The sequence below is a fragment of the Mesorhizobium sp. M0074 genome (genome assembly GCF_040322975.1).
Taxonomy (GTDB): domain Bacteria; phylum Pseudomonadota; class Alphaproteobacteria; order Rhizobiales; family Rhizobiaceae; genus Mesorhizobium.
The window spans coordinates 106,131-120,088 of sequence record NZ_JAMYUM010000003.1 but is presented as its reverse complement, the minus strand read 5'-3'; the positions used below and the strand labels follow the sequence as shown (position 1 = coordinate 120,088).

The 13,958-nt window shown below is 62.1% G+C and carries 17 protein-coding genes and 1 pseudogene; 5 read left to right on the top strand and 13 right to left on the bottom strand.

The window, feature by feature from the left end; translation table 11 throughout:
- Positions 1–2: 2 nt before the first annotated feature.
- The gene (locus NKJ73_RS05725; RefSeq protein ID WP_023674999.1) at positions 3–707 is read right to left on the bottom strand and encodes a TIGR02281 family clan AA aspartic protease; all 705 of its coding nucleotides are present in this window, start codon (positions 705–707) and stop codon (positions 3–5) included.
- Positions 708–720: 13 nt separating this feature from the next.
- Positions 721–954, bottom strand: coding sequence for a DUF1289 domain-containing protein (locus NKJ73_RS05720; RefSeq protein WP_352568655.1), 234 nt, complete (start codon positions 952–954; stop codon positions 721–723).
- A 197-nt stretch (positions 955–1,151) separates the two neighbouring features.
- Here NKJ73_RS05720 and NKJ73_RS05715 point away from each other — a divergent pair, with 197 nt between their 5' ends.
- Entirely contained in the window at positions 1,152–2,150 is a 999-nt protein-coding gene (locus NKJ73_RS05715; RefSeq protein WP_352568812.1) for a nicotinate-nucleotide--dimethylbenzimidazole phosphoribosyltransferase, read from the top strand.
- Between the two features lie 4 nt (positions 2,151–2,154).
- Here the strand turns inward: NKJ73_RS05715 and NKJ73_RS05710 are convergent, their stop codons facing one another.
- Positions 2,155–3,669 (bottom strand): sensor histidine kinase, encoded by a 1,515-nt coding sequence (locus NKJ73_RS05710; RefSeq protein ID WP_352568654.1) that lies wholly within the window; start codon positions 3,667–3,669, stop codon positions 2,155–2,157.
- Between the two features lie 75 nt (positions 3,670–3,744).
- On the opposite strand from NKJ73_RS05710, the gene NKJ73_RS05705 reads away from it, so the two are divergent.
- The 4 genes from NKJ73_RS05705 to NKJ73_RS05690 all read left to right on the top strand — a co-directional run bounded on the left by NKJ73_RS05705 (position 3,745) and on the right by NKJ73_RS05690 (position 6,345).
- On the top strand, positions 3,745–4,368 hold the full coding sequence (locus NKJ73_RS05705) for a thermonuclease family protein (RefSeq protein WP_352568653.1): 624 nt from the start codon (positions 3,745–3,747) through the stop codon (positions 4,366–4,368).
- Between the two features lie 41 nt (positions 4,369–4,409).
- On the top strand, positions 4,410–5,021 hold the full coding sequence (locus NKJ73_RS05700; protein WP_352568652.1) for a glutathione S-transferase: 612 nt from the start codon (positions 4,410–4,412) through the stop codon (positions 5,019–5,021).
- Between the two features lie 13 nt (positions 5,022–5,034).
- Complete coding sequence (locus tag NKJ73_RS05695) at positions 5,035–5,652, top strand: uracil-DNA glycosylase family protein (protein WP_502905365.1); 618 nt, start codon at positions 5,035–5,037, stop codon at positions 5,650–5,652.
- Positions 5,653–5,853: 201 nt separating this feature from the next.
- Positions 5,854–6,345: an Lrp/AsnC family transcriptional regulator gene (locus tag NKJ73_RS05690; RefSeq protein WP_023675006.1), complete on the top strand. Its 492-nt coding sequence runs from the start codon at positions 5,854–5,856 to the stop codon at positions 6,343–6,345.
- 11 nt (positions 6,346–6,356) lie between these two features.
- Here NKJ73_RS05690 and NKJ73_RS05685 read toward each other — a convergent pair whose 3' ends face one another.
- The 10 genes and pseudogenes from NKJ73_RS05685 to NKJ73_RS05640 form a co-directional block, all read right to left on the bottom strand.
- A complete protein-coding gene (locus NKJ73_RS05685) occupies positions 6,357–6,929 on the bottom strand; it encodes a DUF3299 domain-containing protein (protein ID WP_352568651.1) in 573 nt (190 codons plus the stop codon).
- A 68-nt stretch (positions 6,930–6,997) separates the two neighbouring features.
- Complete coding sequence (locus NKJ73_RS05680; RefSeq protein WP_352568650.1) at positions 6,998–7,579, bottom strand: GNAT family N-acetyltransferase; 582 nt, start codon at positions 7,577–7,579, stop codon at positions 6,998–7,000.
- Complete coding sequence (locus NKJ73_RS05675) at positions 7,539–8,243, bottom strand: DNA alkylation repair protein (RefSeq protein ID WP_254817259.1); 705 nt, start codon at positions 8,241–8,243, stop codon at positions 7,539–7,541. Before NKJ73_RS05675 ends, NKJ73_RS05680 begins: the two co-directional genes overlap by 41 nt.
- 9 nt (positions 8,244–8,252) lie before the next feature.
- Positions 8,253–9,128, bottom strand: a pseudogene (locus NKJ73_RS05670) (NAD(P)-dependent oxidoreductase); the annotation flags it as partial.
- 58 nt (positions 9,129–9,186) lie between these two features.
- A complete protein-coding gene (locus tag NKJ73_RS05665) occupies positions 9,187–10,014 on the bottom strand; it encodes an ABC transporter permease (RefSeq protein ID WP_023675012.1) in 828 nt (275 codons plus the stop codon).
- Entirely contained in the window at positions 10,011–10,724 is a 714-nt protein-coding gene (locus NKJ73_RS05660) for an ABC transporter permease (RefSeq protein WP_352568649.1), read from the bottom strand. Before NKJ73_RS05660 ends, NKJ73_RS05665 begins: the two co-directional genes overlap by 4 nt.
- A 118-nt stretch (positions 10,725–10,842) precedes the next feature.
- Positions 10,843–11,625 (bottom strand): ABC transporter substrate-binding protein, encoded by a 783-nt coding sequence (locus NKJ73_RS05655; protein ID WP_023717637.1) that lies wholly within the window; start codon positions 11,623–11,625, stop codon positions 10,843–10,845.
- A gap of 213 nt (positions 11,626–11,838) precedes the next feature.
- Positions 11,839–12,348, bottom strand: coding sequence for a molybdopterin-guanine dinucleotide biosynthesis protein B (mobB, locus tag NKJ73_RS05650; protein ID WP_023675015.1), 510 nt, complete (start codon positions 12,346–12,348; stop codon positions 11,839–11,841).
- Positions 12,345–12,974 carry a molybdenum cofactor guanylyltransferase MobA gene (gene mobA, locus NKJ73_RS05645; protein ID WP_352568647.1) on the bottom strand — a complete coding sequence of 210 codons (630 nt, stop codon included), beginning with the start codon at positions 12,972–12,974 and terminating at the stop codon, positions 12,345–12,347. The genes mobB and mobA overlap by 4 nt, the downstream gene beginning before the upstream one ends.
- 58 nt (positions 12,975–13,032) lie before the next feature.
- The gene (locus tag NKJ73_RS05640; RefSeq protein WP_352568646.1) at positions 13,033–13,953 is read right to left on the bottom strand and encodes a DMT family transporter; all 921 of its coding nucleotides are present in this window, start codon (positions 13,951–13,953) and stop codon (positions 13,033–13,035) included.
- Positions 13,954–13,958 lie beyond the last annotated feature (5 nt).

Below are 13,958 nucleotides of genomic sequence, written 5' to 3'. Positions count from 1 at the left end.
ACTTAATCCCGCAAAATCATGCGATCGCCGCGTACGTCGAAACCCGATAGCGAGCCGATGAAATTCATACCGAGAAGGCTCTGGCCGAGCGTGCCTGGTGCGGCGATCATGATGGGCATGTCCTTGCGTACGATGCCGCCGATCGACAGTTCGTCGGTTCGCACCGCCGCCGCGCGTGTCATGCCATTGGCGGTAGAGATCGGTATGGTGAAGCGGAGAGCCGCCGAATTGAACCCGACCGCCAGAGCGTCCTCGGCGGTCAGCACGGTGCTGGTCGCGCCGGTATCGACAACCGTCAGGATCGGCGTGCCGTTGATCGTGACGCGCGCTTCGAAATGGCCGCTGCCGGCCTTGTCCAGGGTGACGGTGGCATGGCCTTCTTCCACGCCCAGCGCCAGCGGACTGCCGGGAACAAGGCCGGCGGTGACGCGGCTGGCGAAATCCTGCAACTCATAGCGGTACTGATAGCCGGCGATCAGCGCCAGCACGATGGCACCCCAGGCGCCGAGGCTGCGGGCCATGGTGCCCAACGGCCTGCCCGATCTGACCAGGCCGGCGCCGACGAGTGCCGCTAAGGCGCCAAGCCAGATCAACTGGCTGAAATCGTAATTCTCAATGCCGAACGTACTGCCGGCGGAATCGTTGAGCATGAGCAGGAGCACACCCGCCCCGATCGCGACGATCAGAATCCACAACAGTCGGTTCATCTCTGCGGCCGGTTCACGAGAGGGCGTCGCGTTCGCGTGCCATGCGGCTGCGACGGGTTTCCCGGCGGGGGCGTCGCTCGACCGTTTCCAGCCTTGCCGGCAGCTCGGCCATGACGCTGCGGCGGGTTTGCGGGGACATGTCGATCCAGGCGGCGATTTCCTCGCGCGTGCGCCCGCAACCGAAACAGAAGCCGGTTTTCATATCGATCGAGCAGACCAGGATGCACGGGGATTCAATGGCCGTCATAAGGATTTCCTTGGCTAGCCTCCACATGGTGCAACGACAAAGTCAATGCAAGCCCTCCGGGAAGCGCCGCCAACGAATGCTTTCGCGTCAATACCGCCAAGTTGTACCAGGCCTGGAGGTTGTGCCGGCTTGAGGTTGTGCCGGCTGGCCAAGGCGGCTATGCCGCTCACCAATTCACACGGACGATCGCCATCGATATGACCAGCGCGCTGCCTTTCGACGATTTTCGCGACCTCCTGGTGAGCCTGCCGCCGGGAGATATGGCGGCCAAGGCCCGCGTGCGCCAGTTGTTTGCCAAGGCAGACAAGCCCGAAGGCTCGCTTGGCCGCATCGAGGACATCGCCGCCTGGCTTGCCGGGTGGAGCGGCCGCGCGCCGCCGGCGGTGACGCGGCCATTGGTGGCGATCTTTGCCGGCAATCATGGCGTCACCCGCCACGGCATTTCGCCGCGCCCCGCCGCCGCCACGGCAAATGCAGTCGAGCTCTGCGCCGCCGGCGGTGCAGCAATCAACCAGATCTGCATCGCCAACGATCTCGGCTTGAAGGTGTTCGATCTGGCTCTGCACATCCCGACAGCCGACATTACCGAGGATGCGGCACTGGACGAGCGCGGTTGTGCCGCTACCATGGCCTTCGGCATGGAAGCGATTGCCGGCGGCACCGACCTGCTTTGCCTTGGTGACCTCGGCGTCGGCAATTCGACTGTCGCTGCGGCCCTTTGCACGGCACTGTTCGGCGGCACCGGCGCCGACTGGGTCGGTCCTGGATCAGGGGCGGGCGCGGCGATGCAGAGGCGCAAGGCGGAGGTGGTCGATGCCGCGGTCGCGTTTCACGGCGCGAGCCTCAAGGACCCGCTGGAAGCGCTGCGCCGGGTCGGCGGGCGGGAATTCGCCGCGATCTGCGGCGCCATTCTGGCGGCGCGGATGCAGAAGATCCCGGTGCTGCTCGATGGGTTTGCGGTGACTGCCGCCGCTGGTGTCCTACATGCCGCCAACCCCGCCGCGCTCGATCATTGTCTCCTCGCAAGCCTGTCGCCGGAGCCTGGTCATGCCAAGGCCGCCGAGCGCCTCGGCCTTCGCCCGCTGCTCGATCTGGGCGTCAGTCAAGGCGACGGGGTAGGGGCGGCTCTTGCCGCCGGCCTGGTCAAGGCGGCCGCGCTGACCAGCTCCGGCATGGCAGCCGCGGTCCGCGGTTAAGCATTCAGCGCCGGCGCGAGGCAACCGCCTTGGTCGGCAGCGCCGGCAGTTCCTCCATCACCCGGCTCAGCGGGAAGATGGCGATCGCCTCGGTGCCTTCGCGCAGCCTGGAATGGAGCTGGAATTCGCCGCCATGCATGGCCAGCAAGCCTTGCACGATCGGCAGGCCAAGCCCGGTGCCCTGTTCGGCGCTCTTGATGGCGATCGAGCCCTGGCCGAAGGCCGAAAGCACGATCGGAATCTCGTCTTCCGGTATGCCCGGCCCATTGTCCTTGACGGAGAGATATTGCCCGCCGCCCGCCGTCCAGCCGACGCGCACGCGGATTTCGCCGCCGGTGGCGGTGAACTTGATGGCATTGGACAACAGGTTGAGCGCAATCTGCCGCACCGCGCGTTCGTCGGCGAACAAGCGCGGCAAGGCGTTTTCGAAATCCTGGACGATGCGGATGTCCTTGTTGCGCGCCTTCAGCTCCATCATGTGGCAGCAATCCTCGACGACGGAGAGCAGCATCATCGGCTCCTCGTTGAGCTGGTAGCGGCCCGCTTCGATGCGCGACAAATCGAGGATTTCGTTGATCAGGTCGAGCAGATGCTGTCCGGAGTCGTGCACGTCACGGGCATAGTCGCGATAGGTCGGGTTGCTCATCGGGCCGAGCACCTCGTTGGCCATCACTTCGGAAAAGCCGAGAATGGCGTTGAGCGGTGTGCGCAGTTCGTGGCTCATCGAGGCCAGGAAACGCGATTTCGCCAGATTGGCGTCTTCCGCCCGCCGCCGTGCCTCGTCCGACATCGATTTCGCCGTCTCCAGTTCGGCGATCAGCGCATCCTTTTCGGAGCGGAACGACAGCAGCATCAGCGAGGAACGGTTGAGTTGGCGCGCCACATAGGCGAAGAACGGCAACGAGGAGATCAGCAAGCCTGCCATGATCACTTCGACCGGCATCCATAATTTCGCACTGGCATAAGCATAGATGGCGACCGGGAGGGCGAAGGTCGCCAACAGCGCACCGCGCAGGGACGAGGCCAGGATCGCGGTTGCCGACATGGCGAGCAGCAGCACCACCGCCTTGGCGACCTGGAACTGATCCATTTGGCAAGTTTCGCAGCCGAGCCATGCGAACCAGGCCCAGCCAAGCCCGCACAGAAAATGGCCGATCAGGAAATCCCTATGCGTTTCCAGCGGGTTGAGTTCGGACGCTTGCGTGACGCGTCTGGCCATGAATGCAACGATGGTATAGCAGATGAATGTGAACAGCGCCCAGACGCCGATCTCCTTGCCGATGCCCGCGAGCAAGCCTGCCGCGGCCGTTGCCAGAACGAGCAGCGGAATGACGATCACGCCGCCGGTCATCGAAAGCGCGTGGAGCTTCAACAGCTCGCGGTCGAAGTCGGGATTTCCGGCTTGCTGCGAAAGACGGTCGCGCGTCTTGCGCACCGCGCGCGCGACATCGCTGTTGCGATGGCGTTTCCTGCGGTCCACAATAAACTTGTCCGCCGTGGTCGAGCGTTGCAGGGGCATGAAGTCTTCAATTTACGCGGGCAGCAATTTCAAATCGTTAAGCTACGTTCGAATGATTAACCAACGGTTTGCCATATGAGCCGTTCGTGGTCGCGATGGCCGCGCCAGCGATACTATGCGCCACGTCCGCGAAGCCTGTGGCGCCGACTAATGGACTATGGGCTGATACTCATCGTGCTCGGCCTGGCGATCCTCCTGGCGGCGCGCCTCGACCGGATCGAGACGCGCAAGACGGAGGGCGCGGCCACCGTCAATGACGGCGATAGCATCACGCTCAGTGGCGAGCGTATCCGCATGCGTGGCATCGACGCGCCGGAATATTCGCAAATCTGCCGCAAGGACGGTGCCGACTATCCTTGCGGCAAGCTCGCGCGGCAGTCCCTGGTGCGGTTGATCGGCGGCAAAGCCGTCTCCTGCAGCGGCTGGCAGCGCGACCGCTACGGCAGGCTGCTCGGCGACTGCAAGGCCGGTGGCAAGGATCTCAACCGCGCACAGGTCGAGGCCGGCTGGGCGGTCGCCTTTGGCGATTTCGAGACCGAGGAAGCTGCTGCGCGCGCGGGCAAAGCCGGCATCTGGGGCGGAACTTTTGACGAGCCCAAGAACTGGCGCGAGAACCACGGCCACGAGCTGGTCGAAAGAAAGCACGGCACCTTGGCGTCGATCGGCGATGCCTTGCGTGAAATTTTTCGCTTCTGGTGAGTTGTGCCTATAGTTCGTCGGGACGGACGAGGAGGATGGAGATGAAGCTGTTCGACGGCGGGCGCGCGCCCAATCCACGTCGGGTTCGGATTTTTCTGGCCGAAAAGGGACTTCAGGTTCCGCTGGTGCCCGTCGACATGGGCGCGCTAGAGCACAAAGAGCAGCCGGTCAGCTCGCGCAATCCGCTGAAGCGTCTGCCGGTGCTCGAGCTCGATGACGGCACCATCATCACCGAATCCGTCGCAATCTGTCGTTACTTCGAGGAACTGCACCCCAAGCCGGCTTTGTTCGGGGATGGGGCGCTCGGCAAGGCAATCGTCGAGATGTGGCAAAGACGTGTGGAGTTCAATCTGTTCGGCTGCGTCGCCGCGGCGTTCCGGCATATCCACCCCGCAATGAGGGAATGGGAGATCCCGCAAATCCCCGAATGGGGCGAGGCCAACAAGCCGAAGGCGATCGAATTCCTGAGGTTTCTGGACACTGAGCTCACCGGCAGGGAATTCGTCGCCGGCGATGCCTATTCGATCGCCGACATCACCGGGCTGGTCGCCATCGACTTCATGAAGCCGGCTCGCATCAAGGTACCCGAAGAGTGCACCAACGTGCTGCGCTGGCATCAGGCAATCTCGAGCCGGCCGAGTGCCGCCGCCTGACAATGAATTCCGAATGAGCGAAGAGCTGGAAGCCTTGACGGCGCGGGTACGCGCCTGCCGCATCTGCGTCGATAACCCGGCCGGCAAGCCGTTGCCGCACCAGCCGCGTCCGGTGCTCAGGCCATCTTCGAGCGCCCGCATCCTGATCGCCAGCCAGGCGCCGGGTACCAAGGTCCACGTGTCAGGCATGCCGTTCACCGACGCCTCCGGCGACCGGCTGCGAAGCTGGCTGGGCGTCGGCAGCGAGGAATTCTATGACACGGACAAGTTTGCCATCGTGCCGATGGGCTTTTGCTTTCCCGGTCAGGACGCCAAGGGCGCCGACCTGCCGCCGCGCCGCGAATGTGCGCCGGCATGGCGCACATCGCTGATGGCGCTGATGCCGCAAGTCGATATGGTGCTGACGATCGGCATCTACGCGCAAAGCTGGCATATGGGCGCGGCGCGCCGTCCCTCGCTGACGGAAACGGTCATGGATTGGCGTGCCATCTGGGCGGCGGCAACCGACCCGAAAGTCCTGCCGCTGCCGCACCCGTCCTGGCGCAACACCGGTTGGCTGCAGCGCAATCCATGGTTTGAAATGGATTTGCTGCCCTTTCTGAGATCGGAAATCCGCTATCGCCTCGGCTAGGCATTCAGCAAGAAATCACTCGCTTTCGCACTATGCGGCAGAATTTCTTTCTTGTAATAGGCTCGAGCAAGAGGGATTATGGTAATCCATTCCTCGAAGCGCGCCGCGCATGAGGGGACGCGCGTTAAATTCTTGTTTTTATGCATGTCGTTGTGCCAAGGCCGCTGCGCACTTGGACGACTTGCATCAGGGGAGCACCCAATGGACCGCCTTGATAGAAAAATTCTCCGCCTCCTGCAGGAGGATGCGACGCTTGCAGTCGCCGACGTCGCCAAGAAGGTCGGCCTGTCGACGACGCCGTGCTGGCGGCGCATCCAGAAGCTCGAGGAAGAGGGCGTCATCAAGCGGCGCGTCGCCATCCTCGATCATGAAAAGGTCAATGTGCGGGTCACGGTGTTCGTCTCGATCCGCACCAATTCGCACAGCCATGAATGGCTGCGGCGCTTTTCGGAGGTCATCCAGGAATTCCCGGAAGTGGTCGAATTCTATCGCATGAGCGGCGACGTCGACTATCTCTTGCGCGTCGTGGTGCCCGATATCGCCGCCTACGACGCCTTCTACAAGCGGCTGATCGCCAAGATCGAGATCCGCGACGTGTCGTCTTCCTTCGCCATGGAGCAGATCAAATACACGACCGAGATGCCGCTGGATTACATGATGCTCGACAAGGAATCCGGCGCCAACGCCGCCTGAGATTCGTCTGTTTAGTTCTTCTTTTTGTTCAGGAAAGTCCATGGCGAGTTGACCGGCAGCGTGATCGTGTCCGGCACCGTATCGACGTTGACCACCTCGGCCTTGTGCACGGTGTAACCCGACTGGATGACGCTGACGCCGTCAAGAATGAAAAGCTGGCTCTTCTCCATACCCGGTTGCAAGGCGCCGGTCACCGAAACCGGCTGGTAGGCCTCGGACATCCTGTAAGGGTGTGCAGGCGTGACGAGGACGATCTGGTTGGGCGGCGGCGTCGGCATGTGGCTGCAGGCTCCCGTCCACGGCACCAGCAGGAACTGGTAGACGAGATCGCCGTCGCGATCGACTGGCAGCGCATAGCCCGCGAGCTGCACGATCTTGTCCTGCAGATTGAGAGACAGCGTCTCGCCATGATCGGGCATTTTGGCCGCGATCATCGGCAGTCCGACGCTTTCGGCGGCTGCCTGGGTCGCCGGGCGCAGATCCTTCCAGAAAATATGCATCGTCCCGGCGCAAGCACTGTCTGCCACAATGGACACGAACACCGCGGCCGCCAGGATCGCTCCTGATTTGAGACGGTTGCTCATTGCTGCTCCATTGTTGAGCCTTGATCTGCGGCCTATGCCAGCAAGTAAAGCTGCCGCTGCCCCACAGGTCAACGCTCAAGCCGCATCACATGCCGGCGCGAGCCGGTCATGCCGATCTCGCGAAAGCCGCGGGCGACGAACATGTCGCGAAAACCCATGAAGCTGTAGCTCGGCGAAGCCTGGTCGACGGGATAGGCTTCGATCGTCCTGGCGCCTTTGGCAAAGGCGTGATCGATGGCCGCGTCGAGCAATGCGCTTGCCAGCCCGCCGCCGCGCAGCGCTTTCGGTACATAGAAGCAGACGATCGACCAGATGCCCATCTCGCTATCGTCCTGCTGCCGTGACAGCTTGCGGTAGGTCTCGCGCGGCGCAATCGAGCACCAGCCGACGGTCCGGCCATCGATCTGGGCGACAATGCCGACCGGCGTGCCGGCGTCGATCAGCGTCATCATCGCGCGTTTCTTCTCGTCGTTCTCGACATGCTCGCGGCGGTCGAGATTGCGCCAAGCCATACACCAGCAGTATTTCGGCCCGCCGGGTTGCTCGAACAGGTTTTCGAAATCGGCGCGCGTCGATTGCGTCACCTCCGTGAAGCGCACTTCGCTCAGGTCAAGCTTTTCTGGCGGCGAGCCGCTCGAGCGTCTTGGCATCGGAAAGTTCCTTCACGGCGTCCTTGCCGATCCAGCGTGCGGTCCTGTCTGTCGAGGCCGCCAGTTTTAGCGCCACGGCAAGGGCAGGGCCGTGCAAATTCATCGATCGCTTGCCGATCGAACGAAGCGCCCAGTTCACGGCCTTCTTCACAAAATTGCGGCCGTCGGTCGCATGCGCTTCGATGATCGGCAGGAATTCGAGGAAGGTCGTCTCGGGTTCCTTCTTCCGGTGGACCACCGACCAGGCCATCATCGCAAAAGCCGTGCGTCGAACGAATTCCCGTTCGTCGACCGCGAATTCGGCGATCAATTCCTTCCAGCAATCCGTATCGACAAAGAGATCGGAGACCCCGTCGACGATATCCCACGAGTCGAAAGTCGCCGCCCATCGTCTTGCATCCGCGGCGGAGAACCGCTCCGGATCGGCTGTCACGGAAGCGATGAACTGCGCCTCCATGATGCCTGTCTGCCAAAGCTCGAAGGCACGCTCATGGTTGCGCTTGATTTTCTTGGCAATCTGCCGCTGCACGCCATGCGAGATACCGAGCGCACGTTCGATCTTGATACCGTAGCGCAGCATGCCAAGTCGATTTTCCTCTGAGGCGATCGAGCGCAGATGAGCGACGATTTCATCGGCGCTGGATTGAGGCGAAAGCTCGGCCACAGTGAAATCCTATTTCTCCAGCCGCGCCAGCAGCGAGGACGTGTCCCAGCGCTTGCCGCCCATCGCCTGCACGTCCTTGTAGAACTGGTCGACAAGTGCCGTCACCGGCAGTTTGGCGCCGTTGCGGTCGGCCTCGGCGAGGCAGATGCCAAGATCCTTGCGCATCCAGTCGACGGCGAAGCCGAAATCATATTTGCCGGCATTCATCGTCTTGTGGCGGTTCTCCATCTGCCAGGAACCGGCGGCGCCCTTGGAGATAACCTCGATTACCTTTTCGATGTCGAGCCCAGCCTTCTTGCCGAAATGGATGCCCTCCGCCAGGCCCTGAACGAGGCCGGCGATGCAGATCTGGTTGATCATCTTGGTGAGTTGGCCAGCCCCGGCCGATCCCATCAATCCGACCATGCGGGCATAAGCATCTATGACTGGCCTGGCCCTGTCGAAGGCGTCGGGCTCGCCGCCGACCATCACGGTCAGCATGCCGTTCTCGGCGCCTGCCTGACCGCCGGAGACCGGGGCGTCGAGGAACGCAAACCCGAGCGCTTGCGACTGCTGCGCCAGTTCGCGCGCGACCTCCGCCGATGCCGTGGTGTTGTCGATGAAGATGGCGCCTTTCTTCATGGAATTGAAGGCGCCTCCGGCACCGGTCGTCACCGAGCGCAGATCGTCGTCATTGCCGACGCAGGAAAAGACGAAGTCCTTGCCCGCGGCCGCCTCTGCTGGTGTCGCGGCGAAGCTGCCGCCATGCTGGGCAACCCACTGCTCGGCCTTGGCCCTGGTGCGGTTGTAGACGGTGACGTCGTGACCGCCCTTGTTCTTGAGATGTCCGGCCATCGAATAGCCCATGACGCCAAGACCAAGAAATGCCACCGAAGCCATGTTTTCGAATCCCTTAGAAGCCTGCTTTGCGGTCTTCTTACCGGATCAGGCAAGGCGATGGGAGTCAGCGGTGCAGATGGATGGTGATGCGCCGTTCGATCCACTCGACGCCGTGGCGCAATGTTTCCACGATGATCAGATAGATGATCGCCGCCCAGATATACGACTGGAAGTCGAAGGTGCGCGCATAGGTGAGCCGGGTGATGCCCATCAAATCGTAGACCGTGATGATGGCGACGATTGCCGAGCCCTTGATCATCAGGATGATCTCGTTGCCATACGGGCGCAACGCGACGATCAGCGCCTGCGGCAGGATGATCTTCCACATCGTCTGCAGTTTGTGCAGGCCGAGCGAGGCGGCACCTTCCCACTGGCCCCTTGGCACGCTCTCGATCGCGCCACGCAAAATCTCGGCCTGGTACGCGGCCGTATTCAGCGAAAAGGCGAAGATCGCGCAGTTGAACGCTTCGCGGAAGAAGCCCCACAGTCCGACCATCTCGAGCTCCGGCCGGAAGGAGCCGACCCCATAGTAGACCAGGAAGGTCTGCGCCAACAGCGGCGTGCCGCGAAAGAAATAGACATAGGCATAGGCGAACCCCGAAAGGATCGGGTTCTTCGACATGCGTGCATAGGCGATCGGCACGGACAGGATCGCGCCAAGCACAATCGAGATGGCAACCAGCAACAGGGTGATGCCGAGGCCGGATATGTAGCCGGGTGCATATTTCTGGAAGAACTCCGGGTTCCACGCAGCGACCAGGTAGACGACCATGCCAATGCCGAGAGCGATCCACAGGCCGACTAGGACATGGCCGAGGATGCGTTGGCGCGACCAGCCGCGTGCGGGCGGCGGCGGCCGGTCGACTTTCAGCGTGTCGGTGGCAAGGCTCATCTCTTGACCTCGCTGCCGCCGACCGCTCGTTCGATCGCGTTGATGCCGAAGGAGGAGACGATCGCCAGCAGGAGATAGATGAGGCCGGCGAAACCGTAAAACAGGAACGCGTGCTTGGTGACGCGAGCGGCAACCCCGCTCTGCCGGAGGATCTCGTTGAGGCCGACGGCCGAGACGAGCGCGGTGTCCTTGAGCAGGATAAGCCAGAGATTGGCAAGTCCGGGCAACGCGATGCGGATCAACTGCGGCAGCACGATCAGCCGCATCGTCTGGCCGCTGGACAGGCCAACCGAATAGCCTCCCTCATATTGCCCTTTTGGAATCGCGCGGAAGGCGGATAAAAACACCTCGCTGGAATAAGAGGAGAAAATGAAGCACAGCGCGATCATGCCGGCGACGAAGCTGTTGACGTCGGCGGACGTTCCGGGGCTCACCAGCCGGACAATGTACTGCAGGATCAATGGGACGCCGAAGAAGATCAGAAACAGCGTGAGCAGCTCGGGTATTCCGCGAAAAATCGTGGTGTAGATGTTCCCGGCCAGTCTCAGCGACGGCTCTTCCGATTGTTTGGCCAGCGCCACGAAAAAGCCGAGCGTTAGCCCGAAGGGCAGAGTGGCCAGCGCAAGACATACCGTGACAAACACACCCGCGGCGATGTCGTCGAGCCAGCCTTCGGGTCCCCAACTGAGAAGCGTCAGTGCGCTCTGCATCCGCCTGCCTGTTCTCCTTGAGGCTCTTTGAGACCCGTGCCGCGTCACCCCTCGTGCGCGGCATCCTTATAAGAACGGCGGGAATCTCCCGCCGTTCAAGTCCTCGTATGTCGGTCGATCAGGACTCGCCGCCATAAACGTCATATTTGAAGTATTTGTCGTTGATTTCCTTGTACTTTCCGTTTGCTCGGATGGCGTCGATCGCCGCATTGAACTGGTTGACCAGATCGGTCTCGCCCTTGCGCACGGCAATGCCGGCACCCGGACCGTGGATTTCGATGACCGGCTTGATTGTGCCGACCAGCTTGCAGCAGGCGCCGTCCGGCGAATCCAGCCATTGCTGCAGCACGACGATGTCGTCATTGGCGGCATCGAGCCGGCCATTGGCCAGATCGAGCTGGTATTCCTGTGCGGTCGGGTACGGCTTGACGGTGCTGTCGGTATAAGTCTTGGTCGAATAGTTGAAATGCGTGGTGGACGCCTGCACGCCGATCGTCTTGCCGGCCAAATCTTCCTTGGTGACACCCTTGATGTCGGTGTCCTTGGGCGCGGCAATCGCCGGCGGCGTATTGTAATATTTGTGGGTGAAGTCGACCTTCTCGGCGCGTTCCGGCGTGATCGACATCGACGCGACGATGGCGTCGAACTTGCCTGCCTGAAGGGCGGGAATGATGCCGTCCCAGTCCTGCGCGACAAAGGTGCACTTCACCTTCATCTCGTCGCAGAGCGCCTTGGCAATGTCGATATCGAAGCCTACGAGTTGGCCGTCGGCTGTCAGATTGTTGAATGGGGGATAGGCTCCCTCGGTGCCGATCCTCAAGGTCTTTTCCTGGGCCTGGGCAACGCCAAGCGTCAGCAGCGCAGCCGAAGCGGCAAGCGCGATACGCAGTGCAATACGCATAATGGTCCTCTCTGTTGGTCCCGGCCGTCGTTCCCGAACGGCTCTGTGGGCGGTGCTTTTGACCGCCCGCTGATGCGATATTCCCATTCTTTCCCAAGAAAAAGCAACTGCAAAACCGTCGCTTGAGGGAAGGTCATGTTCAGAAAGCGATGACGCTGGGTCAGACGCCTAAATTGGGAAGCAAGTGGGCGGAAACTGTCTTCTGCCGCATTTTCAGCGCGACAGGCTTGTGGCGCGCTCGATGAAGTCAGCTATCGAATTCGTGTCGTCGAGATCGAAGGCCGGCAGGTCTTCGCCGACAATGGGGAAGTCGGAGGCGATGGCGACAATGTGTGGATCGCCTGCCGAGAGCGGTGTCCGGTCCTTGGCCTCGAGCCGTCTCGTCTCGATTTTCTTGTGCGCTTCGCGCTTGTACCCCTCGACCAACACGATGTCGCACGGTGCCAGCCGTGACAGGATCGCGTCTAGTGTCGGCTCGTCCTCGCCGCGCAATTCGTGCATCAGCGCCCAGCGCCTGCCCGACACGACCGCGACCTCCATCGCTCCCGCCTGCCGGTGGCGAAAGCTGTCCGCTCCGGGTTTGTCGATGTCGAAATCATGATGGGCGTGTTTTACCGTCGACACTTTCCAGCCGCGCCGGACGAGTTCCGCCACCAGCTTTTCGGTCAATGTCGTCTTGCCGGAGTTCTTCCAGCCGGTGATGCCGAAGATACGTCTTTTCATGGCTCGATGCTCTGCAACAGATGCGCGGCCTGGGCAAGGTCGTCGGGAGTGTTGATGTTGAAGAACGGATCGATCTCGGCCCCGCCGGATTTCAGGATGGGAAATTCCACCTCGACAAAACCGTGCCGGTCGATGAACGCCGCAACGCGCCGGTTGTCTTCCTCGACGAGAAATTGTCGCAAGGCCTGATCTAACCCTAGCGGCCAGAGTGCAAAGGTCGGATGCCGTTTGCCGCCGGAACAGGCGACCGCAATCGAGGCGGGGCGTTCGTCGGCTGCCGCGAGCAGCCGCTCGACCATATCCCTGGGCAGGAAAGGCGTATCGCCGGCAGCCGTGACCAGCGCCTGGCAGGTCGTGTCGGAAGCCCATTCGAGGCCGGTCAGGATCCCGGCAAGCGGCCCGGCATAACCTTTGACTGTGTCGGCAAGCACCGGAAGCCCCGTCGCGGCAAACCGTGTCGGATCGCCATTGGCGTTTAGCGCAAGCGGTCCGACCTGCGGGCCAAGGCGCGAAACGACACGGTCGAGCAGGGTACCGTCGCCAAGCGCAAGCAGCGTCTTGTCGCCGCCACCCATCCGGCTCGATCGGCCGCCGGCCAGAATGATCCCTGCGATATGTCGGCCCATCGTTTGCTGCCTAGGCCCAAAATCCAGTTTTCAAATCAGACAGTCGTCGACAGTCACTCTATATGCCGTCCGGCGCCATGTCCGGTCCAGTGCTTTCGGCGGCTGTTTTTCGCCGTCCGACGATCCGTTCGCGGTAGAGTGCATAGAGGCCTGACGCGATGATGATCGTGGCACCGAGGATCATCGGCAGATCGGGGACATCGCCGAAGATCGTGAAGCCAAGCAAGATCGACCAGAGCAGGGCGGTGTAGCGAAACGGCGCGATGAAGGAGATATCGCCCACCCGCATCGCCGTGATGATGAAGTGATAGCCGATGAGCACGAGCACCGCCGCCAGCGCCAGGAACGCCGTGCTTTGTCCTGTCATCGGTGTCCAGCCGCCCATCGGCGAAAGCAGTGCCGCGCCCAGAACTGTCATGGCAAGTGCGGTGGCGGTCGACACCAGCAATGTCGGAATTGCCTGCGGGATCCGCTTGGTAGCGAGATCGCGCACCGCGCAGCATGCGACGCTGGCCAGCGCCAGCAGAGAAAAGACGCTGAACCCTTCGAAGCCGGGCCGCACGATGATCAGCACGCCGGCAAAACCGACGGCAATAGCCAGCCAGCGCCGCCAGCCGACGCCCTCGTTGAACACAAGCGCGGCGCCCATCGTCACCGCCAGCGGCAGCGCCTGCAGCACGGCGGAGACATTGGCGATCGGAAGATGTGCCAGAGCAACCAGGAACGACACGGTGGCGCCGGCCTCGCCGGCGACGCGCAGCGCAACGGTCGGCTGCAGCATCGAACCTGGCCGGGCAAGCGCGCCCCGTTGCCACGCAAGCAGGCCAACGAAAAGCGAAGCGAAGGCGCCGCGGATCAGCATGACCTGCGCCATGTTCATCGATTCCGATGAGAATTTGGTGATCGCGTCGTTGAGAGTGAAACCAGCCATGGCCACCATCATGAACAACGCGCCGCGGAGGTTTGGCGAAAGAGGCAAGGCGA